Here is a 24,428-nt window from a genome sequence, read left to right as displayed (position 1 = left end):
GCCCCCCATGTCCAATGGGTCCGGCCCGCCCCTGCCGAGGGCGACAAGGGTTCTAGGCGCGCGCTCGAAGGTCAGGTATAGGGGAACTGCTAGCGCTAACGCATTCAGCGACGCACCTGCCCCGTGAGCAACAAGGCGATGACACTCCCATGAAAGACGATATCCTCAAAGAGCTGCGCTATGCCCTGGGCAAGGACGCCGCGCATGCCTCGCCCTATGATTGGCGCATGGCCCTGTCGCTGGTTCTGCGCAACCGCTTGGTGGACACCTGGATCGACAGCACACAAGAGACCTATGCCCTTGGCACGAAACGGGTCTATTACCTGTCGATGGAGTTCCTGATCGGACGGCTGATCGAGGATATGATCTCCAATCTCGGGCTTGAGGACGCGGCCCGCCGCGCGATGGAGGATCTGGGTCAGGATTACGACGCGATCGTCCATGACGAGCCCGATGCGGCGCTTGGCAATGGCGGTCTGGGACGACTCGCGGCCTGTTTCATGGATTCGCTCGCGACCCTCGGCCTGCCGGCCTATGGCTATGGCATCCGCTATGAGCATGGCCTTTTCGAGCAGAGCTTTGTCGGCGGCGAACAGGCCGAGAAGCCCGAGACCTGGCTGAGCCAGCGCCACGCCTGGGAATTCGAGCGCCCGGAGGTGACCCACAAGATCTGCTTTGGCGGCCATGTGACCCATGATGCCGGGCAGGCCCATTGGCATCCAGGCGAGGTCGTGCTGGCCACGGCCTATGACACGCCGATCATCGGCTGGCAGGGGGTCTGGGGCAACACGCTGCGCCTGTGGTCGGCCACCTCCGCCGGGGAGTTCGATCTCGACAGTTTCAACCGGGGCGACTACCTCGCCGCGAACCGCTCCGAAGCGCTGGCGCGGACGATCTCGCGGGTGCTCTACCCCGATGACACGACCGACAATGGCAAGGAATTGCGCCTCAAGCAGGAGTATTTCTTCACCGCCGCCTCGATCATGGACCTGCTGCGCCGCTACCTGAGCGACCATGACGACCTGCGCGCCCTGCCCGACCATGTGGCGATCCAGCTCAACGACACCCACCCGGCCATTGCCGGGCCCGAGCTTGTGCGGATGCTGGTGGATGTCCATGGCCTGCCCATGGCCGAGGGCATTGCACTGGCGCGCCGCTGTCTCGCCTATACCAACCATACGCTCCTGCCCGAAGCGCTGGAACGCTGGAGCGAGGACCTGCTCGGGCGCACCCTGCCCCGACATCTCGAGATCATCCGCGTGATCGAGGAAACCCAGCAGGCCGAGAACCCCGGCAGCCCCCGCATCCTCGAGCATGGGGATGTGCGCATGGGCGAGCTGGCCTTCATCATGGCGCACAAGGTCAACGGGGTCTCTGCCCTCCATACGGAGCTGGTGAAAGAGACCGTCTTTGCCGATCTGCACCGGATCCATCCGACGCGGATCATCAACCAGACCAACGGGATCACCCCGCGCCGCTGGCTCTATGGCTGCAACCCAGGCCTGCGCGACCTGATCACTGAGGAGCTTGGCACCGGTTGGGTCAGCGACCTCGAACAGCTCAGCAGCCTCAAGGACAAGCGGTCCGACCCGGCCTTCGTCAGCGCCTTCATGGCCGCCAAGCGCGCGAACAAGGTGCAGCTGTCGAACTGGATCGCCGAGACCTGCGGGATCGATGTGAACCCGGACGCCCTGTTCGACGTGCAGATCAAGCGGATCCACGAATACAAGCGGCAGCTCATGAACCTGCTGGAGACAGTCGCGCTCTGGTCCGAGATGCGCGACGATCCCAATGCGGGCTGGACCCCACGGGTCAAGATCTTTGGCGGCAAAGCGGCCCCGGGCTATGCCATGGCCAAGGAGATCATCCGCCTGATCAACGATGTGGGCGCGGTGGTGAATGCCGACCCGGTGACCGGCGATATGCTCAAGCTGGTCTATCCGCCCAATTACAACGTCACCATGGCCGAGCGCCTGATCCCGGCGGCGGACCTGTCCGAGCAGATCTCGACCGCGGGCAAGGAGGCCTCGGGCACGGGCAACATGAAATTCGCCCTGAACGGCGCGCTGACCATCGGCACGCTGGATGGCGCGAATGTGGAGATCCGCGAGCATGTGGGATCCGAGAACTTCTTCCTCTTTGGCCTGACCGCGAGCGAGGTCGTGGCGCGTCGCCAGCAGCCGGGCTTCTCGCGCGCAGCGATCGAGGCGAGCCCGCGCCTGCAACGGGTGCTGGGCCAGATCTACGAAGGGGTGTTCTCGCCGGACGAGCCGCACCGCTATCACGGGCTGGTCGGCATGCTCTATGACCACGACCATTTCCTCGTGACCTGCGATTTCGATGACTATTACGACACCCAACGCCGGGTGGATGTGGTCTACCGCACCCCGCAGGCCTGGTCGGCCATGGCCGTGACCAATACCGCGAGCATGGGCTGGTTCTCGTCCGACCGGACGATCCAGGGCTATGCGCGCGACATCTGGAAAGCCGCACCGCCGCGCTCGGCGCTTGAGAAATCCGCATGACCTCCGCGACCGCTCTGACCCCTCCCGCCGCGGCGGAGGCTCTGGTGGCGGGCCGTCATGGCGATCCATTCGCCGTGCTGGGCCTGCACGATCTAGACGGCAAGCTTGTGCTGCGCGCCCTGCGCCCCGAGGCTGACGGGGTCGAAGTGCTCGACGCCAAGACCGGGCGACGCCTTGCCGGGCTGAGCCCGGTAACCGGCGCGCCGGGGCTGTTCGAGGGGGTGATCCCGCGCCGCAAGAAGCGGTTCGCCTACCGGCTGCGCATGACCCGGGGCGCGGATACCTGGGAAGAGCGGGACGCCTATGCCCATGGCCCGCGACTGGGCGAGATGGACGAGTACCTGCTGGGCGAAGGCACCCATAACGCCCTGTGGAAAGCGCTCGGCGCCCATGTCGGCCCCCATGAAGGCGTGCCCGGCACCCATTTCGCGGTCTGGGCCCCGAACGCGTCGCGCGTTTCGGTGGTCGGGGATTTCAACGGCTGGGACGGGCGGCGCCATGTCATGCGCCGTCGGGGCGCCACCGGCGTGCATGAGATCTTCGTGCCCGATCTCGGCGATGGCGCGGTCTATAAATACGAGGTGCTGGATCAGCACGGCAACCTGCTGCCGCTCAAGGCGGACCCGGTCGGGTTCGGGGCCGAGCTGCCGCCGAAGACCGCCTCGGTCGTGCGCGACCTGAACAGCTATGACTGGTCCGATGGCGGCTGGATGCAGCGCCGTGGCGCGCGTCAGAAGATCGACCAGCCGATCTCGATCTACGAGGTGCATCTGGAAAGCTGGCGCCGCGTGCCCGAGGAGGGCAACCGCCCCCTGACCTATCGCGAACTGGCCGATCAGCTTGTGACCTATGCCCAGGAGATGGGCTTCACCCATCTCGAGCTGACCCCGATCTCGGAATACCCGTTCGGCGGCTCCTGGGGCTATCAGCCCGTCGGCCTCTTCGCGCCGACCTCGCGGTTCGGGACGCCCGATGACTTCCGTGCCTTTGTCGAGGCCTGCCATGCGGCCGATCTCGGCGTGCTCATCGACTGGGTGCCCGGACACTTTCCGACCGATGCTCACGGACTCGGTCAGTTCGACGGCACCCCGCTCTATGAGCATGCCGATCCCAAGGAAGGATATCACCCGGACTGGAACACGCTGGTCTACAATTACGGTCGCACCGAGGTGCAGAACTTCCTGATCGCCAATGCCCGCTACTGGTTCGAAGAGTTCCATATCGACGGGCTGCGGGTCGATGCCGTGGCCTCGATGCTCTATCGCGACTATTCCCGCAAGGAGGGCGAATGGGTCCCCAACAAGGATGGCGGGCGCGAAAACCTCGAGGCGATCGCCTTTTTGCAGCGGATGAACGAGGTGGTCTATGCCGCCGATGACAGCATCTTGACCGCCGCCGAGGAAAGCACCGCCTTTCCGGGCGTGAGCGCGCCCACGGATACGGGCGGTCTGGGCTTCGGGTTCAAATGGAACATGGGGTGGATGAACGACACCCTGCGCTACATGGGCGAAGACCCGATCAACCGCAAATACCACCACGACAAGATGACCTTCGGGCTGCATTACGCCTTCACCGAGAACTTCATCCTGCCGCTCAGCCATGACGAGGTAGTCCATGGCAAGGGCTCTCTGCTGGGCCGGATGCCCGGCGATGACTGGCAGCGTTTCGCCAATCTGCGGACCTATTTCGGCTTCATGTACGGCCATCCGGGCAAGAAGCTGATCTTCATGGGCGGCGAGTTCGGTCAGGCCAAGGAATGGAACAACGAGACCAGCCTCGACTGGCACCTGCTGGAGGATCCGCTCCATGCCGGGATGCAGGCCTGGCTGCGGGACCTCAACCGGGTCTATGCGGCGATGCCCGCGCTGTTCCAGAAGGATAGCAGCCCCGAGGGGTTCCAGTGGATCGATGGCGGCAACGCGGCGGATTCGATCTTTTCCTGGGTCCGCATGGGCAATGCGGGCACGGCCCCGGTGCTCGTGCTCAGCAATTTCACACCGGTCCCGCGCACGGGCTTCCGCATCGGCGTGCCCGAGGCCGGGCACTGGGCCGAGCGGCTGAACTCGGACGCGGCGGAGTATGGCGGCAGCGGCATGGGCACCCCCGGGGGCGCCACCGCAGACCCGGTCCCGGCCCATGGCTGCGACCACTCGATCGAGATCACAATACCACCACTGGCAACGGTGTTTTACGAATGGACCGGCGCGGCAACGCGCTGACGCGGCATTAGGGGAGGACGCAATGGAACAGGACAGATTTCGCCTGGCACAACAGACAATGGCCTATGTGTTGGCCGGGGGGCGGGGCAGCCGCCTGAAGGAAATGACGGATATCCGGGCCAAACCGGCCGTGTATTTCGGGGGCAAGACGCGGATCATCGACTTCGCGCTTTCGAACGCGGTCAATTCCGGCATCCGCCGCATCGGTGTCGCAACCCAGTACAAGGCGCACAGCCTGATCCGGCACATGCAGCGCGGCTGGAGCTTTTTCCGCGCCGAGCGCAACGAGAGCCTCGATATCCTGCCCGCTTCGCAGCAGCTGGACGAGGATAACTGGTACAAGGGCACCGCCGATGCGGTCACCCAGAACATCAAGATCATCAAGGGCTATGACCCGAAATACGTCCTGATCCTCGCCGGAGACCATATCTACAAGCAGGACTATTCCTTCATGATCGAGGAACATGTGCGCTCCGGCGCGCAGGTCACCGTGGGCTGCATCGCCGTGCCCCGCGAAGAGGCCAGGGGCTTTGGCGTCATGGCTGTGGACGAGACCGACAAGATCCTCGAATTCGTCGAAAAGCCTGCCGATCCCCCGCCCATGCCCGGCGATCCGACCAAAGCGCTGGCCAGCATGGGGATCTATGTCTTCGAGGCCGAGTACCTCTATGAGGTATTGGGCGAGGACGCAAAGAACCCCGACTCCAGCAATGATTTCGGCACCGACATCATCCCCAAGATCGTGGCCGCAGGCGGCGCGCGGGCGCATCCCTTCAGCCGCTCCTGCGTGATGTCCGGGCTCGAGACCGAGCCCTACTGGCGCGATGTGGGGACGATCGACGCCTATTGGCAGGCCAATATCGACCTGACGGATTTCAAGCCCGAGCTCGATATCTATGCCACGGACTGGCCGATCTGGACCTATTCCGAACTGACGGCGCCGGCGAAGTTCATCCATAACGAGGAAGGCCGTCGCGGGCAGGCGGTCTCGTCCATGGTGTCAGGGGGCTGCATCATCTCGGGCTCGTCCCTGTTCCGCTGCCTGCTTTTCACCGGGGTGAAAACCCATTCCTATGCGCAGCTCGAAGGCGTGGTCGCCCTGCCCTATGCAAAGGTCGGACGCCGCGCCTACCTCAAGAACGTGATCCTCGACCGGGGCGTGGAAATCCCCGCCGGGCTGATCGTCGGCGAGGACCCGGAGCTCGACGCCAAGCGGTTCCGCCGCTCGGAAAACGGGATCTGCCTGATCACCCAGGACATGATCGACAAACTGGAAAGCTGACGACCCAAGATGGCTGAGATGGACATTCTGATGGTGGCCTCCGAATGCGCGCCCTTCGCCAAGACCGGCGGGCTGGGCGACGTGGTCGGGGCCTTGCCCGCCGCATTGGCGCCGCTGGGCCTGCGGGCGCGGGTGCTCTTGCCGGCGTATCCCGGGCTCTTTCCGCTGCTGCCCGGCGGCACGGAGCTGGCCCGGATGGGCGGGCTGCCCGGGGGCGAGGGGCGCATCGTCACGGCCCAGGCCGAGGGGATCGACCTGCTGCTTCTGGACATGCCGCAGCTCTTTGACCGGCCCGGCACGCTCTATCAGGATGAGCAGGGTCAGGACTTCACCGACAACCACCTGCGCTTCGGCGCGCTGTCCCAGGCTGCGGCACGGATCTGCATGGGCGAGATCGACGGCTATCAGCCGGATGTTCTCCATGCCCATGACTGGCAGGCGGCCTTGGCCCCGGTCTATCTCAAGATGGCCGGGCGCGATCACCCGCGCTCGGCCCTCACCATCCACAACATCGCGTTTCAGGGCCGCTACAACCCGGACACGCTGGGCCCGCTGGGCCTCAACCCGGACTGGTTCCATCCCGAGGGGCTCGAATATCACGGCGATCTCAGCTTCCTGAAAGCCGGGCTCGCCTTTTGCGACCGGATCACCACGGTCAGCCCGACCTATGCCCAGGAGATCCTGACACCGGAATTCGGCATGGGGCTCGAGGGGCTGTTGCGGGCGCGCAGCAGCGTGCTGAGCGGGCTGTTGAACGGGATCGACATGGCGGTCTGGGATCCGGCGGCGGATGCCGCCCTGCCCCGCGCCTATGACGCGCGCAGCCTGAAACGCCGGGCCGAGAACCGGGCCGAGATCTGCGCGCGACTGGGGCTGGACCCGGAAGGTGACGGGCCGCTCTTTTGCGTGGTCAGCCGGTTGACCAGCCAGAAAGGGCTCGACGCCCTGCTGGGCGCAGTGCCCCATCTGGTCGGGCGCGGCGCGCAGCTCGCCGTTCTCGGCAGTGGCGAGCCCGCGCTGGAACAGGGGTTCCGACAGGCCGCCGAGGCCCATCCCGGGCGGGTCGGCTGTTTCATCGGCTATGACGAGGCGCTTTCGCATCTCTTGCAGGGCGGGAGCGACGCGATCCTGATCCCCTCGCGGTTCGAGCCCTGTGGCCTCACCCAGCTTTACGGGCTGCGTTACGGGACCCTGCCCGTGGTGGCGCGCACAGGCGGTCTGGCCGATACGGTGATCGACTCCAATGTCGCCGCTCTGGCCGCCGAGGTCGCCACCGGCTTTGTCTTTGACGAGGTCAGCGCCGAGGGCATCGCCCGCGCCATCGACCGGGTCGTGGAGCTCTATGAGACGCCGCGCCTCTGGCAGAAGCTGCAGCGCGCCGCCATGCGCCACCCGGTGGGCTGGGAAAGCTCGGCCCAGGGCTATGCCGATCTTTATGCTGCGCTGACGCCATGACCTACCATGCCGATGTGTCGGCCCGGTTCGAGCCGGGCAGCCCCCACCGTCTGGGGGCCCATTTCGATGGCGAGGGCACGAATTTCGCCGTGTTCTCAGAACATGGGCAAGCGGTGTTTCTCTGCCTCTACAGCGCCGATGGCCAGCGCGAAGAGCTGCGCCTGCCCCTGCCCGAACGCACGGGCGATATCTGGCACGGCTACCTGCCCGGGCTGCGGCCCGGCGCGCTTTACGGCTACCGGGTGGCGGGCCCCTTCGCCCCCGAACAGGGGCACCGGTTCAACATCCACAAGCTCTTGCTGGACCCCTATACCCGCGAGCTGCAGGGCGGGCTCACGGACCACACGGCGACCCTCGGCTACCCGGTGGCGAACCCGGCCCGGGATCTGGCCTTCGACACCACGGACAGCGCGCCCTTCGTGCCGAAATCGGTGGTCTCGGACCCGGCGCTCTTTGCCCCGGATGCTACCCCGCTCGGGCGGGACTGGCGCGGTGCGGTGATCTACGAGGCCCATGTCAAAGGCGCCACCATGCGCGCGCCGGAGATCGCGCCCCCCGTGCGCGGCACCTATGACGGGCTGGCCACGCCCCCGATGCTCGACCACCTGACCCGGCTCGGCGTCACGGCGGTAGAGCTTCTGCCCGTGCAGGCAATCAAGTCCGAAGAGGCGCTCGGCCGGCGCGGGCTGGTGAATTACTGGGGCTACAACACCCTGGGCTTTTTTGCCCCCGAGCCGCGCTATTTCGGGCCAAGCGGTGTGCAGGGCTTTCGCGCCATGGTGGACCGGTTCCACGCGGCGGGGATCGAGGTGATCCTCGACGTGGTCTACAACCATTCCGGCGAAGGCGACCATCTGGGCCCGACCCTGTCCTTCCGCGGGCTCGACAATGCCGCCTATTACCGGCTGATCGACGGGCAGCCGCGCTACTATGTGAACGACACGGGCTGCGGCAACACGCTGAATGTGAGCCACCCCTTCGTGATGCGCATGATCCTCGACAGTCTGCGTTTCTGGGTGACGGTGATGGGGGTGGACGGGTTCCGCTTCGATCTGGCCACCACGCTGGGGCGCGAGGCGCAGGGGTTCGATCCGCGCGGCGGGATCCTCGACGCGCTGCGGCAGGACCCGGTGCTCAGCGGCGTGAAACTGATCGCGGAGCCGTGGGATGTGGGTCCGGGCGGCTATCAGCTCGGCAGCTTCTCCCCCGAATTCGCCGAGTGGAACGACCGCTACCGCGACACGATCCGGCGGTTCTGGCGCGGCGACCGGCACAGTGCCCAGGATCTCGGCTCCGCCCTGCTGGGCTCGGCGGATATCTTCGACACCAAGGGGCGGCGGGTCTGGGCCTCGGTCAATTACGCGGCCTCCCATGACGGGTTCACCCTGGCCGATACCACCCGATATGCCGAGCGGCACAACCACGCCAATGGCGAAGAGAACCGCGACGGTCATCACGCCAATTTCAGCGAAAACTTCGGCGTCGAAGGCCCCAGTTCCGACCCCGAGATCCGCGCCCGACGCGCTCAGCGGCAGCGCAATCTGCTGGCCACCGTGTTCCTGTCCCAGGGCACGCCGATGCTGCTCTGCGGGGATGAGGGGGGCCATACCCAACAGGGCAACAATAACAGCTATTGCCAGGACAACCCCACAAGCTGGGTGGAATGGGCCGCGCTGGATCCCGAGCTGATCGACTTCACGGCCGCAGTATCGCAGGTCCGCAAGGCGCACCCGGCGGTGCGGCAGCTCGATTTCCTCCACGGGGAGGCGCGCCCGGGCGATGGCAAGCCGGATGTGGAATGGCGCAGCTTTGACGGCGCACCGCTGGACTGGCGGGATCCGGGGCTTGCGAGCCTCTGCCTGCTCCTTCGGGGCAGTGCCGAAAGCGTGGCCGGGGCCGAGATCCGGGACGAGGTGCTGCTGGCCTTCAATCGCACCGATGCGCCGCTCGCGTTGCACCTGCCGCAGGGCGTCTGGACACGGATGATCGAGACCTCGGTGATGGCGCAAGCGTCGCTGGTAATCACCGGCGATCAGGTCGAGGTCCCGGCGCAGAGCCTGTCGGCCTTTGCCAGCGCGCCCCAGCCCGCCCCATGAGCGATCCGGATGCCGATCTGCGCCGTCTGGCCGAGGCGCATGGGGTCTGTACGCGGTTTCACGACCTGCAGGGCCACGAACAGATCGCCGCCCCCGACACCCTGCGCGCGCTTCTATCCGCGCTGGGTGTCCCGGCCCGGAGTCCGTCGGACCTGCACGACAGCCTCGCGGCTCTGACCGCGCCGGGCCCTGCCGGGCAACTGCCCGATGAACGGATCCTGCTTGCCGACACGCCCGAGACCCTTGCCTTGCCCGGCCCCTGCGCCTGGGCGCTGATCGACGAACACGGGGCGCTTGCCGCCGAGGGGCGCGGGACGGATACCCTCAGCCTGCCGAGGCTGGAGATCGGGTATTACACCCTGGCCCTGACGGCCGCCGAATGGCGCAAGGAAATCCGCGTTCTCGTCCGCCCCGACCGGGCCCCCGGCCACGCGGAGGCCACGGGTCTGACGCAGTGCTGGGGCGTGACCGGCGCGCTCTACGGATTGCGCAGCGCGCAGAATGGCGGGCTGGGCAGCTATGCCGATCTCGGCACCCTCGCCGAAGGTCTGGCACGGCACGGTGCGCAGTTTCTCGGGATCAACCCGGTCCATGCCCTGGGCTGGGCAGAAACCGAGATCATCAGCCCCTATTCCCCCTCCCATCGCGGATTTCTCAACTGCGATCACATCGCGCTGGAGGGCGGGCTGGGCCCCACGCCCGAGGCCGCCCTGATCGACTACCCCGCGTTTCGGCACGCGCACCGCGCCGCGCTGGAGCACGCATACGAGGCCGGCAAGGACGACCCGGCCTTTCTGGCCTGGAGGGCCGCCGCCGATCCGGACACCGAGGCCTTTGCCCAGTTCGAAGCCCTGAGCGAGCGGCATGGGGCCGAAACCCGTCGCTGGCCTGCCGCCGCCCGCAAACCGGGCCAAGGGGCCGCACGCCATGCCGGAGCGCGCGCGGACTTCCACCTCTGGCTTCAATACAAGGCCGAGACCCAGATCCACGCGGCGCAAGGCCGGGCCAAGGCGGCGGGCATGGGACTGGGCCTCTATCTCGATCTGGCCGTGGGGCCGCGCCCGGACGGGGCCGAGGTCTGGCTCAACGCGGACACCATTGCCACGGGCGTGACGATCGGCGCGCCGCCCGACCATCTCAGCCCCGAGGGTCAGTCCTGGGCGCTTGCGGCCCATGCGCCCACGGCGCTGGCCTCCGCCATGTACCTGCCTTTGCGCAAGATCCTCTGGAACCTGATGTCCACCTGCGGCCTTTTGCGGATCGACCACGCGCTCGGCCTGATGCGGAGCTTCTGGCTCCCCGAGGATGGCAGCCCCGGGGGCTATATCACCCAGCCCTATGAGGCCCTGCTGGCGGTGATCAGCATCGAGGCCGCGCGCACGGGCTGCGTCGTGATTGGCGAGGATCTCGGCCTCGTGCCGGACGGCTTCCGCGACAAGATGCAGGCCGCGGGGCTCTACAGCTATGCGGTCTGGCAGTTCGAGACCGAGGATGATGGCCGCGTGCGCGATACATCCTCCCTGCCCGAACAGAGCATGGCCTGCTTCGGCACCCATGACACCCCGACGATTTCCGGCTTCTGGCACGGGGTGGATATCGAATGGTGGCTCCGGGTCGGCTGGATGCGCGCGCCCGAGCGGGCGGAGCGTCACAGCGCCCGCGCCCATCAGCGCGCCGGGCTGCGCGAGGCTTGCGGGCTGGCCCCCTCGGCCCGGTTCGATCAGGTTCGGGACGGGATCAACCGAGAGCTCGCCGGGGCGCGCTCGGCCATGGTCGCGGTGCAGCTCGACGATGTCTTTGACGTGCAGGAGGCGCAAAACCTCCCCGGCACGATCGATGCCCATCCCAACTGGCGCCGCCGCCTGCCGGTGGATGTCGCAGAGGTCGAGACCGCGCCCGAGCTGACCGAGACCGCGGCGCGGTTTAACGCGCGCGGCCCTGCGAAGACCCGCGGGGCCGCCTAGGTCCTGCGCAGCACCTTCAGCCGCATTTCGAGAAGCCGCAATCGGCGCAGGTGTTGCACCCCTCGACCATGCGCAGCGCGAAGGATCCGCAATTGGGGCAGGACGGGCCGCGCGGGGCTTCGCCCACGGCGACGACCTCGGCATGGGGATCGGTTTTCAACCCCATCCCCTCGCCCTCGATGAAGCCGGTCGCGATCATGTGGCGCTCGATCACGCTGCCGATGGCCGCGAGGATCGACGGGACATATTTGCCATCCATCCAGGCACCGCCCCGGGGATCGAACACGGCCTTGAGCTCTTCGACGACGAAGGACACATCCCCCCCGCGCCGGAATACCGCCGACACCATGCGGGTGAGGGCCACGGTCCAGGCAAAATGCTCCATGTTCTTGGAGTTGATGAAGACCTCGAAGGGCCGCCGATGCCCGTTGATCACCACATCGTTGATCGTGATGTAGATCGCGTGATCGGTCAGCGGCCATTTCACCTTGTAGGTCTGCCCCTCCAGCGCCTGAGGACGGTCCAGCGGGTCCGAGATATAGACGACATCGCCATCGAGCCGCGCCTCCGAGACCGGTTTGACCTCGCCTAAGTTATTGCCGGCTTTGTCACCCGCGATAAGCCATCCCGCATCTACGCCCAAAACGGTTGCAAGTTTTTGCACATTTTCCGCCGAAGGAGACTTACCTTCAGTTTTAAGACCATGGACGTAGCCAGCCGCGAGGCCCGCTTGGAGCGATACCTGCCGAAGAGAAAGCTTTTTCTTTTCAGCAGCCAGGACGACTCTATCCGCCAAGGTTTGGCTCTCTGGACTCTCGCTGGCAACACTCAGAACCGAGCCAGTCACCGCGTTCGGGCGGTAGGTGGTGCAGCCTTTGCAGCCCTGATCCCAGGCTGCCATATAGACGTCCTTGAAATCGTCAAAGCTGATATCCTCGGGGCAGTTGATGGTTTTCGAGATCGACGAGTCGACCCATTTCTGGGCGGCGGCCTGCATGCGGACATGGTCCTGCGGGGCAAGCGTCTGGGCGTTGACGAAGTAATCCGGCAGCGGCGCATCCCCTTTCAGGTCGCGCCACATCTGCACCGCGTAATCGACCACTTCCTCTTCGGTGCGCGAGCCATCCTTCTGCAGAACCTTGCGCGTGTAGGAATAGGCAAAGACCGGCTCGATGCCGGAACTGACATTGCCAGCATAAAGGCTGATCGTCCCGGTCGGCGCGATCGAGGTCAGCAGCGCGTTGCGGATCCCGTGTTCGGCAATCTCTGCGCACACGTCCTCATCCATGGCCTGCATCGTGCCTGACTGCAGATAGGCCTCCGCATCGAAGAGCGGAAAAGCGCCCTTTTCGCGTGCCAATTGCACCGACGCCCGGTACGCGGCGCGGGCGATCGCGTGCAACCAGTGCTCGGTCTGACGCGCCGCCTCCTCGGAGCCATAGCGCAGCCCGAGCATCAGGAGCGCATCCGCGAGCCCCGTCACCCCAAGCCCGATCCGGCGCTTGGCGCGCGCCTCGGCCGCCTGTGCCTCCAGCGGGAAGCGCGAGGCATCGACCACATTGTCCATCATCCGCACGGCGGTGGCGACCAACCCGTCGAGCTCCGCCCCGTTCAGCTCGGCCGCCTCCGTGAAGGGCTCCGAGACCAGCCGCGCGAGATTGATCGATCCCAGCAGACAGGCGCCATAGGGCGGCAGGGGCTGCTCCCCACAAGGGTTCGTCGCAGCAATTGTTTCGCAATAGCTCAGGTTGTTCGCCGCATTGATCCGGTCGATGAAAATCACCCCGGGCTCGGCATAATCATAAGTCGCCTGCATGATCCGGTTCCACAGATCCCGCGCCTGCACGGTCTTGTAGACCTTGCCGTCAAAGACCAGATCCCAGGACCCGTCGGACTTCACCGCTTCCATGAAAGGGTCCGTCACCAGAACCGAGACGTTGAACATCCGCAACCGCGCCGGATCGGACTTGGCCGCGATGAACTCTTCCACATCCGGGTGGTCGCACCGCATGGTCGCCATCATCGCCCCGCGGCGCGAGCCTGCGGACATAATCGTGCGGCACATGGCATCCCAGACATCCATGAATGACAACGGCCCCGAGGCATCCGCCGCCACGCCTTTGACCACGGCCCCCTTGGGCCGGATGGTCGAGAAATCATAGCCGATCCCGCCGCCCTGCTGCATGGTCAGCGCGGCCTCTTTCAGCCCCTCGAAAATCCCGCCCATATCGTCGGGAACAGTGCCCATCACGAAGCAGTTGAAAAGGGTCACAGACCGCTCAGTCCCGGCCCCTGCCGTGATCCGCCCGGCGGGCAGGAACTTGAAATCCTCAAGCGCGGCATAGAATTTCGGCTCCCAAGCCTCCGGCTCCGCCTCGACCTCGGCCAGTGACCGCGCGATCCGGCGCCAGCTATCCTCGACCGTGGTGTCGAGCGGCGTGCCGTCCGCCTCCTTGAAGCGGTATTTCATGTCCCAGATCGTTTCGGAGATAGGCGCGGAAAAACGAGTCATGGCAGCGATTCCCTATGTGCAGCAGCCTCATAATATACCGCAACATCCGCAGGAGACACAACAGGTTGCAGCGCGGTCTGTCTGCTCTACGATATACGGTGTGTCGCGACCCGTTCTGGGGACGAATCTGGGGATAAGCCTGTGGAAAAGACTGTCCATCTCATCAAACTCTGCGTGGGCGCCGAGAAAGTCGAGGATCTGACCAATTGGCAGGCCTCCGCACGGGCCAAGGGGCCCGACGGCCTGCCGCGCCATGTGACCCGCATGTGGCCCAAACGCAGCGACGAGATTCTCAATGGCGGCTCGATCTACTGGGTGTTCAAGGGCATCGTTCTGGCCCGGCAACGGATCCTGCGGCTGGACGAAGTGGTGGGCGCCGATGGCATCATCCGCTGCGGGATTGTACTGGATCCGGAGGTCCACCGGACCGAGGCCGCCCCGAAACGCCCCTTCCAGGGCTGGCGCTACCTCACCCCGCAGGACGCCCCGGCCGATCTCAGCAGCGCCAAGCGCCGCGAAGAGACACTGCCCCCCAAGCTCGAGATGGCGCTGGCTGAGATAGGCGTGCGCTGAGACCGTTCAGCCGCCCTTTGGGCAGCGGGGTTTCGGACGACCGGCTGTTGCATATGCCAGGGCCAGGACGATCTCGTCCGGGCGCGGACCGTCGGGGACAGATACAGTCATCGTGTCGAAATGGTCGAAGGACCAGGCATCGTCTTTGTGACCTAGCGGCAGGTCGATGGCGGTGCCCATCGCCGCCAGCTTCACATTCGACGGGATCACTGCAGCCCCACCCTCCGACGCCGCCCGCATTGGCGCTCCGAGCCGGGGATGCACAACCGCGCCGCCATGCTCCATATCGCCGGCGACACCAACGAGGGCTGCCTTTCCATAGCTCACGGCGGGCGCGCCCAGCGCGGCGACTGCCTCGGCGGCGAGAAGCGCGCCCGCGTCGGCGCCCAAAGCAAAAAGCGGCGTCAGATCTTCAACCACCTGCCCCGCCAGCGGATTTCGAAGCACTGCCAGCGCCGCCACGCGCACCACAGGAGAACACGGCGTTCCCATGGGGTCGGTCCGTATCACCTCGCGCAGCAGAAGTGTCTCTCTGAGCTCGTCCATGATACCTCCTCTGCGGTGTGTGCGGCCTGCGTCAGGACCAGCGATCCAGTTCACCCAACGGGCCCGAAAGATCGCCAAACTCCGCCGCGACCCAGTCCGGGTTGTGGTACGTGTTCAGATACCGCTCCCCCCCGTCGCACATCACCGTCACGATGGACCCACGCTTGCCCGCCGCCTGCATCTCGCCCGCGATCTCGAGCGCGCCCCAAAGGTTTGTCCCCGTGGAACCGCCGACCTTGCGCCCGATCTGTTCGGACAGCCACAGGGTCGTGGCAACCGAGGCCGCATCGGGCACCTGTCGCATGGCGTCGATCACATCGGGCTGGAAAGATTTCTCGACCTTGGGCCGCCCAATCCCCTCGATCCGGCTGGAACAGGCCCGGGTCAGCGTCGCGTCGCGCTGGGTATAGCTGTCGAAGAACACCGAATTCTCGGGATCGACCACCACCAGCCGCGTCGCGTGCCCGCAATAGCGGATATAGCGTCCCAGGGTGGCGGAGGTGCCGCCAGTCCCGGCGCTCATCACCAGCACCGAAGGCACCGGAAAACGCTCCCGCGCCATCTGGCGGAAAATGCTCTCGGCAATGTTGTTGTTGCCGCGCCAATCCGTGGCCCGCTCTGCATAGAGGAACTGGTCCATGAAGTACCCGCCGCTCTCGGCGGCGAGCGTGGTGGCCGCGTCATGCATCTCGGGCGCGCTCTCGACGAAATGGCACTGCCCGCCATAGCGGGCGATCTCGGCGATCTTGCTTGGCGCGGTCTTGCGCGGCATCACCGCGACAAAGGGCAGGCCCAGCATCTTGGCGAAATACGCCTCAGACACTGCCGTGCTACCCGATGAGGCCTCGATCACCGGGCGTTCGGGCGCGAGCTTGCCATTGCACAGGGCATAGAGAAACAGCGACCGCGCCAGCCGGTGTTTCAGGCTGCCCGTCGGGTGTGTGCTCTCATCCTTGAGGTAGATGTCCACATCGCGCAGGGCGGGCAGCTCGAGCTTGAACAGATGGGTATCGGCGGAGCGTTGGAAATCCGCCTCGATCTTGCGGACGGCCTCATGCACCCAGGCGCTCATGACCTATCTCACCGCCACGTTGTCGATCAGCCGCGCGCCCCCGAGCTTGGCGGCCACGAAGACGCGCGCCGTGCCCGGCTTGGGCGCCTCGACAATCTGCAGCGTCGTGGCGTCCCGGCATTCGAGGTAATCCACCGTCTTGAACCCCAGGCCCAGCACATCCTTGGCCGCCGTATAGCAGACCCCCGAAGCGCCATGCCCATGGGCGATCCGCGCCGCCGCGTTGCGCAGGATCTTGTGCATCCCCGGCGCGATGGCGCGTTCTTCCTCGGTCAGGTACGCGTTGCGCGAGCTGAGCGCGAGCCCGTCCTCGGCCCGCACCGTGGGAATGCCGATCACCTCGGTGGGGAAGTTCAAATCGCGCGCCATCTGCCGGACGACGGCAAGCTGCTGCCAGTCCTTCTGACCGAAATAGGCGCGATCCGCCTGACCCAGATTGAAGAGCTTGGTGACCACTTGCGTCACCCCGTCGAAATGCCCCGGGCGCGTCTGTCCGCAGAGCATATCCGTCAGCCCGCCGACCTTGACCGTGGTGCTGAAGCCATCGGGATACATGATCTCGCGCGTCGGCGAGAAGACCACGTCCACCCCGGCCTCGCGCAGCATTTGCAGATCCGCGTCGAACGTGTCGGGATAGGCGTCCAGATCCTCGTTCGCGCCAAACTGCGTCGGGTTCACGAAGATCGTCACGACAACCTTGGCGCATTCCTCGCGCGCCGCCGCCACCAGCGCCATATGCCCCGCATGGAGCGCGCCCATGGTCGGCACCAGCCCCACGCTCTGGCCCGCGCGCCGCCACATACCCTGCAACATCCGCAGGGAGGCCACATCCCGGATCACGTCAGTCATGGAACACTCCATCCGTCACGTCGTCGCGCCCCAGTGCCGTGCCCAGCGCCTGTAGCGCCGTGCGCGCGGTGGCGTCCCAGGGCGCCATGCGCGACGCGAACAGGGTCGCCTGCGAGCGCAGCACCGGTTCACCCTTCAGGATCTTAAGGTGATTGGCGCGCAAAGTCTCGCCGGTCGAGGTAATGTCGGCAATCGCCTCGGCGGTCAGGTTCGCCACCGTGCCCTCGGTCGCGCCCTGGCTGTCGACAAGCTGGTAGTCGGCGACGCCATGCCCGCTCAGATGGGCATGGACAAGACGGTGATACTTCGTTGCGATGCGCAGCCGGAACCCGTGATTGGCGCGGAACTGCGCGGCCACCGCGTCGAGATCGTCGAGCGTTTCCACATCGACCCAGCAGCGCGGCACCGCGAGGATCAGATCCGCATGGCCAAAGCCCAGCGCCTCGAGGCTGCGGACCTGCCGCATCCAGTCGGGCAGCTTCTCCTGCACGAGATCCGTGCCGGTCACGCCGAGATGAATGCGCCCGGCGGCCAGTTCGCGCGGGATCTCCCCCGCCGAGAGCAGCACGAGCGAGACATTGTCGAGCCCGTCCACCGCCCCTGCATATTCCCGATCCGACCCGGTCCGGCGCAGGGTCACGCCATGCTTGCCGAACCAGTCGAAGGTCTTTTCCATCAGCCGCCCCTTGGACGGCACGCCGAGCTTCAGGGTCATCGCAGAGCCTCCTCAAGCGCGGCGACGAGACCGGGGCGGATCACCCCGCCCACCGCCGGGATCGCCCGGCCCTGGCCCAGAACCGAGGTCAGCGCATCATAGCGCCCGCCCGAGGCCACCGGCGCCATATGGGGCCGTGCGCGCGAAAAGATGCCAAAGACGAACCCGTCATAATATTCCAGCGAAGCGCGCCCATAGGTGCCATCGAATTCCAGCGCCGCCGGATCCTCGCCCCGGGCCGACAAGGCCTCCAGCCGGGCCTCCATCTGGTCGAGCGCCGGGGTCAGCGTCGGAAGATCCACCGCGAGATCCCGCAACCGCTCCAGCGCGTTCGGGGCGCTCTCGCGCAGGCGCGAGATATCCTCAAGCACCGAGACCTCCGCCGCCGGGATCGGCGCCGTGTCCTGATCCGCGCGCAACCGGTCGATGCGGGCGGTGATCTCCTCGGGGCTGCGCCGGCCCATATCCGGGCCATTGGCGGCAAGCACAGCGGCGACGCCCTTCTCGGCCACCTCCGTGACCAGCGCGGCGCGGCCCTCGGGTTCGGGCAATTGTCCGCCAAACCGGCTCAGCAGCGCGCGGAACCGGCGCGGGCGCCAAATATGGCGCAGCAGGGCCGCCCGACGCTCGGGCGTGGTGGTCAACCCGACAATGGCCGCGCGCAGAATGCCGATATCGCCGATCACCGCCCGGGTTGGCAGATGCGCCAGCTGCACGCGCAACAGGGCAAAGACCTCGGCATCTGCGGCGGCTGGGTCATGGCCGTCAAACACCTCGTAGCCCGCCTGCAGGAACTCGCGCGGGCGCTCGACACCTGCGGCCTGTTTGCGAAAGACCTCGCCCATATAGGCGTAGCGCGCGGGCTCGGCCCCCTCGCTCATGTGCATTTGCACGACGGGCACCGTGAAATCCGGGCGCAGCATCTGCTCGCCCCGCACCGCATCGGCGGTAACATAGGCCCGGTGCCGGATCGTCTCGCCATAAAGATCGAGGAGCGTTTCGGCAGGCTGCAGGATATCCGCATCCACCGGAGCCGCCCCCGCCGCTTGGAATGCCGAGAAGAGCCGCGCGCCGACCGCACGATCCGCTTGGGAAATGGTCATGGCATCAGGCTCCGCGACCGAGGATCGCCTGCACCTCGGCCACCAGGTCCGAGACCGCCACCTCCCGCTGCGCGGGCTGGGATTTCCACTCGTCGAGGCTGGCGCTCGCGGCGATCTGAGCCCCGAGCACCAGATCCTTGATCTGGACCACGCCGCGTGCGGCCTCGTCCGAGCCCTGGATCACCGCCATGGGCGCGCCGCGCTTATCCGCGTATTTGAGCTGGTTGCCAAAGTTCTTGGGGTTTCCGAGATAGAGCTCTGCCCGGATGCCCGCCTCGCGCAGGGTGCCGACCATGGTCTGGTAGTCGGCGATGCGGTCACGATCCATCACCGTGACAATCACGGGCCCCGGGGCTGCGGCCTGCGCCTTGCCCTTGGCCCGCAACGCTGCGAGCAGCCGGTCTACCCCGATGGACACCCCGGTCGCAGGCACGGCCTGCCCGGTGAAGCGCTTTACCAGATCATCATAGCGCCCGCCCCCGGCAACAGAGCCGAACTGCACAGTCTGGCCCTTGTCGTTCTGGACATCGAAGGTCAGCTCGGCCTCGAAGACGGGACCTGTATAGTAGCCAAGACCGCGCACCACGCTCGGGTCGATTTCGATCCGGTCCGCGCCGTAGCCTTGCGCCTCCATCAGCGTCGCGATTGTCTCGAGCTCGGTCACGCCCTCGGCCCCGGCCTTGGACCCGCCAACCAGATCGGCCAGCGCCGCACAGGTCTCTGCCGCGGTGGCACGCTTGGCGGCCATGAAGGCCATGACGCGCTCGGCCTGCGCATCGCTGAGCCCGGCCCCGTCGGTGAAATCACCGCTCTCATCCTTGCGCCCGGCCCCAAGCAGAGCCCGAACGCCCTCGGTGCCCAGCCGGTCGAGCTTGTCGATGGCGCGCAGAACGATGCCGCGTTCGGCGGCGAATTTCTCCGGATCGGACGGGTCGAGCACCCCTGCCGCCTCCATCACGCCGTTGAGCACCTTGCGATTGTTGACCCGCACGATGTAATCGCCGCGCTCGATCCCGACCGCCTCCAGCGCGGTCGACAGCATGGCGCAAACCTCGGCATCGGCGGCGACGCTGGGCGCGCCGACCGTATCCGCATCGCATTGGTAGAACTGGCGGAACCGCCCCGGCCCCGGCTTTTCATTGCGCCAGACCGGTCCCATCGCATAGCGGCGATAGGGGCTGGGCAGATCGTTGCGATACTGCGCGGCGACCCGGGCCAGCGGCGCGGTCAGGTCATAGCGCAACGCGAGCCAGTCGCTTTCCTCCTCCTGCCAGGCAAAGACGCCCTCATTGGGGCGGTCCACATCCGGCAGGAACTTTCCCAGCGCTTCGACCGTTTCCACCGCCGAGGTTTCCAGCGGATCGAAGCCATACAAATGATACACCTCGGCAATGCGGTCGAGCATGGCCTTGCGTTCGGTCACGTCAGCGCCGAAATAGTCGCGAAAGCCCTTCGGCGTCTGTGCCTTGGGGCGCGGTGTTTTCTTGGGCTTGGCCATCGAATGGCTCCATTGGGTCTGGTGCGCCCGCGTTTAGCGGAGCAAAGGCACAGGAGCAAGACAAGGGCGCCCGCCAAGAAGGGGAAGCGGAAAGATGTCTCAGGCAGCAATCGACCGGCTGGAGGAGAAACTGGCCTATCAGGAAAAGGCCATCGACGAGCTGTCCGAGGTCATCGCCACGCAGGCCCGCCAGATCGACCTGATCGAGGCCCGCCTGCGCCGCCTGATGGAACGCGAAGCCACCCGCGAGGCCGAAGGCACCGGCGGCGTCATCCTCGGCGACGAGCGCCCGCCCCATTACTGAGCCCGGATACAAGAATACCCCGCCAGCGCGGCGAGGTATCCCTTAAGTCACGGTCATCGGCGTCCCCGCCTGTACCGTAAACTGAAATTGCCGCGATTCTGGTTTCTTAAGTCTTAAAATATCCCCGCCGGAGGCACTGGCCGCAGGCCAGTTGGCCCGAGCTCTGCTCGGGCGGATTTTGGGCCTCCGGCGGGGATATTTCCGGACTTAAGCTTGCCGCAAGGCTCAAAGCTCTTCGACCATGGCCACGCCGGACAGGCTCTTGAGTGCGCCCTTGATCTGCGGATTGACCGGCAGGGTCTCTCCCAGAAGGACATCGACCTCTCCGGGCAGGTCGGGATCGACAAGGGCCAGAGTGATCGGGCCGCGGGTCCGGATACTGGGATCTTCGGCCATACGCCCGAGCAGACCCGCGATATTGGGCACCGCCTCGTCATCATCCACGAAGATCCGCAGCCCCATCATGCCCTTGGCATCCGAGACCGCGTCATCAATCGGCGCCGCCGAGCGGCAGAGCAGCTTGAGCTGATCCGCCTCCAGGGTCGCCTCGACGGTCAGCACCACATTCTTGCCGGTTTCAAGATGGGGTCGGGCCGTCTCCAGCGTATCGGAGAAGACCGTCACCTCGTAGAGCCCTGTCGGGTCCGAGGCCTGCACGAAAGCAAAGCGATTGCCGCGCGCGGATTTACGCTCCTGCCGCCCGGCCACGGTGCCCGCGATCTTGGCCACGGCCGCACCGCGATCCATTTGCTGGGTCAGAGCCTCAAGCGTCACGACGCCTTTCCGCTTCAAAGCCCCCATATAATCATCGAGCGGGTGCCCCGAGAGGTAGAAGCCGACGGCCTTATGCTCTTCTGCGAGCCGTTCGGCGGGCAGCCAGTCATCGCAGGGCAGGATCCGCGGCTCCGGCAGGTCCTCACCCGCCTCGCCAAAGAGCGAGACCTGGGCCGAGGCACGTTGTTCGAAGATCGCGGCGGAATAGGCCACGAGGCCGTCGAGGCTTTGGAAGACCCGCCGCCGATTGCCATCGAGCTGGTCGAAGGCCCCGGCCCGGGCGAGCATCTCCAGCGGGCGTTTGCCGACCCGTTTCAGATCCACGCGCCGCGCGAGGTCGAACAGGGTCACAAAGGGCTTGTCTCCGCGCCCGGCCACCACCAGCTCCATCGCGTCGGCGCCGACATTCTTGAGCGCGCCGAGGCCATAGACCAGCTTGCCCTCGGTCACCGAGAAGGTCGCGAGCGAGCGGTTCACGCAAGGCGGCACAATCTCCAGATCGAGCCCGCGCCGCACTTCCTCGGCATAGACCGCGAGCTTGTCGGTCAGGTGGATATCGCAATTCATGACACCCGCCATGAACTCCACCGGGTGGTTCGCCTTGAGCCAGGCGGTCTGGTAGCTCACCACCGCATAGGCCGCTGCGTGGGATTTGTTGAAGCCGTAATTGGCGAACTTGTCGAGAAGGTTCCAGACCTCCAGCGCCTTGTCCTTGTCGACGCCGTTCTCCTTGGCGCCTGCGAGGAATTTCGGGCGCTCGGCGTCCATCGCCTCCTGGATCTTCTTGCCCATGGCGCGGCGCAGCATGTCGGCCCCGCCGAGCGTGTAGCCCGCCATCTCCTGGGCGATCTGCATCACCTGTTCCTGATAGACGATTATGCCCTGGGTCTCGTCGAGGATGTGATCCACCGTCGGATGCAGCAATTCCCGCTCGCTGACCTTGTTCTTCACCTCGCAGAATTTCGGAATGTTCTCCATCGGGCCGGGGCGGTAGAGCGCCACAAGTGCGATGATATCCTCGATACAGTCGGGCTTCATGCGCCGCAGGGCGTCCATCATGCCCGTACTTTCCACCTGGAACACGGCGACGGTCTTGGCGGCGGCATAGAGCTTGTAGGACGCCTCGTCATCCAGCGGGATCGCGTTGATGTCGTTCTCGGTGCCGGGTTTGGGCGTATAGAGCTCGGTGCCATCGGCGGCGATATGCAGGTCCCGCCCGCTAGCGAGGATCAGGTCCACCGCGTTCTGGATCACCGTCAGGGTTTTCAGCCCGAGGAAGTCGAACTTCACCAGCCCGGCCTGCTCCACCCATTTCATGTTGAACTGGGTTGCCGGCATGTCCGAGCGCGGATCCTGATAGAGCGGCACCAGCGCATCGAGCGGTCGGTCCCCGATCACCACGCCGGCGGCATGGGTGGAGGCATTCCGCAGCAGCCCCTCGACCTGCATCCCGTATTTCAGGAGCCGGTCCACGACCTCCTCGGCCTTGGCCTCTTCGCGCAGGCGCGGCTCATCGGCCAGTGCCTTTTCGATGGACACCGGCTTCACCCCTTCCACCGGGATCATCTTGCTCAGCCGGTCCACCTGCCCATAGGGCATCTGCAGCACCCGGCCCACATCGCGCACCGCAGCCTTGGACAAAAGCGCGCCGAAGGTGATGATCTGGCCCACCTTGTCGCGCCCGTATTTCTCTTGCACGTAGCGGATCACCTCTTCGCGGCGATCCATGCAGAAGTCGATGTCGAAATCCGGCATCGAGATCCGTTCGGGGTTCAGGAACCGCTCGAACAGAAGCGAATAGCGCAGCGGGTCGAGATCGGTAATGGTCAGCGCATAGGCCACGAGGGACCCCGCGCCCGAGCCCCGCCCCGGCCCCACCGGGATGTTGTGATCCTTGGACCACTGGATGAAATCCGCCACGATCAGGAAATAGCCTGGAAAGCCCATCCCCTCGATGATCCCGAGCTCGAAATCGAGCCGCTTTTCGTATTCCTCCACCGAGGTCGCATGGGGGATGACCGCCAGACGTTTGGCCAGCCCCTCCTTGGCCATCCGACGCAGTTCAGCCACCTCGTCATCGGCGAATTTCGGCAGGATCGGGTCGCGTTTATAGGCCTTGAAGGCACAGCGGCGGGCGATCTCCACCGTGTTCTCGATGGCCTCGGGCAGATCCGCAAAGAGAGTCGCCATCTCGGTCTGGGTCTTGAAATAGTGCTGGTCCGTCAGGCGACGGCGATCGGCTTGCTGGTCCACATAAGCCCCTTCGGCGATGCAGATCAGCGCATCATGGGCCTCGTACATGGACTCGTTCGGGAAGTAGACGTCATTGGTCGCCACCAGCGGCAGGTCCATCGCATAGGCCAGCCCGACCATGCCCGGCTCGGTCTCAGCGCAGACCGGATCACCCGGATGGCGCTGCAATTCCACATAGAGCCGCGTGTCGAACGCCGCCTTGAGCCGCGCCATCAGCGCCTCGGCCTTGGGTTTTTGCCCAGCTGACAGCAAGCGCCCGACCGGGCCGCGCGGTCCGCCCGTCAGGCAGATGAGATCGCTGCTCAGGCTTTCAAGCTCCGCCAGAGTGACCTGCGGCAACTGCCCGCCCTTGTCCACATAGAGACAGGAGTTGAGCTTCATCAGGTTCTCATATCCCCGTTCGGTCTGCGCCAGCAGGACGAGCGGGGCCGGCGCGCGCGGACGCTCCCCTGGGGCGGCGGGGTCGAACTCCAGATCCACCTGACAGCCGATGATCGGCTGGATGCCCGCCTTGGACATCGCCTCCGAGAATTCCAGAGCGGCGAACATGTTGTTCGTGTCGGTCAGGGCGATCGCGGGCATGCCCGCCTTGGCCGTCAGATCCGGCAGCTTCTTGAGCCGCATTGCCCCCTCGAGGAGGGAGTATTCGGTGTGCACGCGCAGATGGATGAATCGGGGATCAAGCATA

General features: G+C 65.7%; 16 protein-coding genes. 8 read left to right on the top strand and 8 right to left on the bottom strand.

Going from position 1 to position 24,428, the window contains the following annotated elements:
- Window positions 1-149 precede the first annotated feature (149 nt).
- The 6 genes from ACP15I_RS19640 to ACP15I_RS19615 are packed head-to-tail and all read left to right on the top strand — an operon-like array spanning window position 150 to window position 11,541.
- Window positions 150-2,525, top strand: a complete 2,376-nt coding sequence (locus ACP15I_RS19640; RefSeq protein ID WP_424976346.1) for a glycogen/starch/alpha-glucan phosphorylase — start codon at window positions 150-152, stop codon at window positions 2,523-2,525.
- Window positions 2,522-4,744 (top strand): 1,4-alpha-glucan branching protein GlgB, encoded by a 2,223-nt coding sequence (gene glgB / locus ACP15I_RS19635; RefSeq protein ID WP_424976345.1) that lies wholly within the window; start codon window positions 2,522-2,524, stop codon window positions 4,742-4,744. The genes ACP15I_RS19640 and glgB overlap by 4 nt, the downstream gene beginning before the upstream one ends.
- A 22-nt stretch (window positions 4,745-4,766) precedes the next feature.
- The gene (glgC, locus tag ACP15I_RS19630) at window positions 4,767-6,026 is read left to right on the top strand and encodes a glucose-1-phosphate adenylyltransferase (protein ID WP_424976344.1); all 1,260 of its coding nucleotides are present in this window, start codon (window positions 4,767-4,769) and stop codon (window positions 6,024-6,026) included.
- Window positions 6,027-6,044: 18 nt separating this feature from the next.
- Window positions 6,045-7,481 (top strand): glycogen synthase GlgA, encoded by a 1,437-nt coding sequence (glgA, locus tag ACP15I_RS19625; protein ID WP_424976358.1) that lies wholly within the window; start codon window positions 6,045-6,047, stop codon window positions 7,479-7,481.
- Window positions 7,478-9,577, top strand: a complete 2,100-nt coding sequence (gene glgX / locus ACP15I_RS19620) for a glycogen debranching protein GlgX (protein ID WP_424976343.1) — start codon at window positions 7,478-7,480, stop codon at window positions 9,575-9,577. The genes glgA and glgX overlap by 4 nt, the downstream gene beginning before the upstream one ends.
- Window positions 9,574-11,541: a 4-alpha-glucanotransferase gene (locus ACP15I_RS19615; protein ID WP_424976342.1), complete on the top strand. Its 1,968-nt coding sequence runs from the start codon at window positions 9,574-9,576 to the stop codon at window positions 11,539-11,541. The genes glgX and ACP15I_RS19615 overlap by 4 nt, the downstream gene beginning before the upstream one ends.
- 16 nt (window positions 11,542-11,557) lie before the next feature.
- On the opposite strand, the gene ACP15I_RS19610 is transcribed toward ACP15I_RS19615, so the two are convergent.
- Complete coding sequence (locus tag ACP15I_RS19610) at window positions 11,558-14,053, bottom strand: adenosylcobalamin-dependent ribonucleoside-diphosphate reductase (protein WP_424976341.1); 2,496 nt, start codon at window positions 14,051-14,053, stop codon at window positions 11,558-11,560.
- Between the two features lie 141 nt (window positions 14,054-14,194).
- Here ACP15I_RS19610 and ACP15I_RS19605 point away from each other — a divergent pair, with 141 nt between their 5' ends.
- Window positions 14,195-14,626, top strand: a complete 432-nt coding sequence (locus tag ACP15I_RS19605) for a DUF1489 family protein (protein ID WP_424967936.1) — start codon at window positions 14,195-14,197, stop codon at window positions 14,624-14,626.
- 6 nt (window positions 14,627-14,632) lie between these two features.
- On the opposite strand, the gene ACP15I_RS19600 is transcribed toward ACP15I_RS19605, so the two are convergent.
- Genes ACP15I_RS19600 through hisS form a run of 6 tightly spaced genes read right to left on the bottom strand, consistent with a single transcriptional unit; the run spans window position 14,633 to window position 20,409 of the window.
- Window positions 14,633-15,172 (bottom strand): amino acid synthesis family protein, encoded by a 540-nt coding sequence (locus tag ACP15I_RS19600; protein WP_424976340.1) that lies wholly within the window; start codon window positions 15,170-15,172, stop codon window positions 14,633-14,635.
- A 31-nt stretch (window positions 15,173-15,203) separates the two neighbouring features.
- Window positions 15,204-16,244, bottom strand: a complete 1,041-nt coding sequence (locus tag ACP15I_RS19595) for a PLP-dependent cysteine synthase family protein (RefSeq protein WP_424976339.1) — start codon at window positions 16,242-16,244, stop codon at window positions 15,204-15,206.
- Between the two features lie 3 nt (window positions 16,245-16,247).
- Complete coding sequence (gene panC / locus ACP15I_RS19590) at window positions 16,248-17,093, bottom strand: pantoate--beta-alanine ligase (RefSeq protein WP_424967939.1); 846 nt, start codon at window positions 17,091-17,093, stop codon at window positions 16,248-16,250.
- The gene (hisG, locus tag ACP15I_RS19585) at window positions 17,086-17,808 is read right to left on the bottom strand and encodes an ATP phosphoribosyltransferase (RefSeq protein ID WP_424976338.1); all 723 of its coding nucleotides are present in this window, start codon (window positions 17,806-17,808) and stop codon (window positions 17,086-17,088) included. Before hisG ends, panC begins: the two co-directional genes overlap by 8 nt.
- Window positions 17,805-18,911 carry an ATP phosphoribosyltransferase regulatory subunit gene (locus ACP15I_RS19580; RefSeq protein WP_424967941.1) on the bottom strand — a complete coding sequence of 369 codons (1,107 nt, stop codon included), beginning with the start codon at window positions 18,909-18,911 and terminating at the stop codon, window positions 17,805-17,807. The genes hisG and ACP15I_RS19580 overlap by 4 nt, the downstream gene beginning before the upstream one ends.
- A 4-nt stretch (window positions 18,912-18,915) precedes the next feature.
- Window positions 18,916-20,409 carry a histidine--tRNA ligase gene (gene hisS / locus ACP15I_RS19575; RefSeq protein WP_424967942.1) on the bottom strand — a complete coding sequence of 498 codons (1,494 nt, stop codon included), beginning with the start codon at window positions 20,407-20,409 and terminating at the stop codon, window positions 18,916-18,918.
- Window positions 20,410-20,503: 94 nt separating this feature from the next.
- Between hisS and ACP15I_RS19570 the strand changes: the two genes are divergently transcribed.
- Window positions 20,504-20,713 carry a SlyX family protein gene (locus ACP15I_RS19570; protein ID WP_424976337.1) on the top strand — a complete coding sequence of 70 codons (210 nt, stop codon included), beginning with the start codon at window positions 20,504-20,506 and terminating at the stop codon, window positions 20,711-20,713.
- Window positions 20,714-20,938: 225 nt separating this feature from the next.
- Here ACP15I_RS19570 and dnaE read toward each other — a convergent pair whose 3' ends face one another.
- Window positions 20,939-24,427: a DNA polymerase III subunit alpha gene (dnaE, locus tag ACP15I_RS19565; RefSeq protein WP_424976336.1), complete on the bottom strand. Its 3,489-nt coding sequence runs from the start codon at window positions 24,425-24,427 to the stop codon at window positions 20,939-20,941.
- Window position 24,428 lies beyond the last annotated feature (1 nt).

The organism is Dinoroseobacter sp. S124A (assembly GCF_049801015.1).
Taxonomy (GTDB): domain Bacteria; phylum Pseudomonadota; class Alphaproteobacteria; order Rhodobacterales; family Rhodobacteraceae; genus Dinoroseobacter.
This window is presented reverse-complemented; position numbering and strand designations above follow the sequence as displayed.

Excerpts from the sequence above, each read along its gene's own strand:
- ACP15I_RS19570 (WP_424976337.1), top strand. The coding sequence starts at position 20,504 with ATGTCTCAGGCAGCAATCGACCGGCTGGAGGAGAAACTGGCCTATCAG.
- glgC (WP_424976344.1), top strand. The coding sequence starts at position 4,767 with ATGGAACAGGACAGATTTCGCCTGGCACAACAGACAATGGCCTATGTG.
- ACP15I_RS19580 (WP_424967941.1), bottom strand. The coding sequence starts at position 18,911 with ATGACCATTTCCCAAGCGGATCGTGCGGTCGGCGCGCGGCTCTTCTCG.
- hisS (WP_424967942.1), bottom strand. The coding sequence starts at position 20,409 with ATGGCCAAGCCCAAGAAAACACCGCGCCCCAAGGCACAGACGCCGAAG.
- ACP15I_RS19595 (WP_424976339.1), bottom strand. The coding sequence starts at position 16,244 with ATGAGCGCCTGGGTGCATGAGGCCGTCCGCAAGATCGAGGCGGATTTC.
- glgB (WP_424976345.1), top strand. The coding sequence starts at position 2,522 with ATGACCTCCGCGACCGCTCTGACCCCTCCCGCCGCGGCGGAGGCTCTG.
- glgA (WP_424976358.1), top strand. The coding sequence starts at position 6,045 with ATGGACATTCTGATGGTGGCCTCCGAATGCGCGCCCTTCGCCAAGACC.
- dnaE (WP_424976336.1), bottom strand. The coding sequence starts at position 24,427 with ATGCTTGATCCCCGATTCATCCATCTGCGCGTGCACACCGAATACTCC.
- ACP15I_RS19615 (WP_424976342.1), top strand. The coding sequence starts at position 9,574 with ATGAGCGATCCGGATGCCGATCTGCGCCGTCTGGCCGAGGCGCATGGG.
- ACP15I_RS19600 (WP_424976340.1), bottom strand. The coding sequence starts at position 15,172 with ATGGACGAGCTCAGAGAGACACTTCTGCTGCGCGAGGTGATACGGACC.
- ACP15I_RS19610 (WP_424976341.1), bottom strand. The coding sequence starts at position 14,053 with ATGACTCGTTTTTCCGCGCCTATCTCCGAAACGATCTGGGACATGAAA.
- glgX (WP_424976343.1), top strand. The coding sequence starts at position 7,478 with ATGACCTACCATGCCGATGTGTCGGCCCGGTTCGAGCCGGGCAGCCCC.
- panC (WP_424967939.1), bottom strand. The coding sequence starts at position 17,093 with ATGACTGACGTGATCCGGGATGTGGCCTCCCTGCGGATGTTGCAGGGT.
- ACP15I_RS19640 (WP_424976346.1), top strand. The coding sequence starts at position 150 with ATGAAAGACGATATCCTCAAAGAGCTGCGCTATGCCCTGGGCAAGGAC.
- hisG (WP_424976338.1), bottom strand. The coding sequence starts at position 17,808 with ATGACCCTGAAGCTCGGCGTGCCGTCCAAGGGGCGGCTGATGGAAAAG.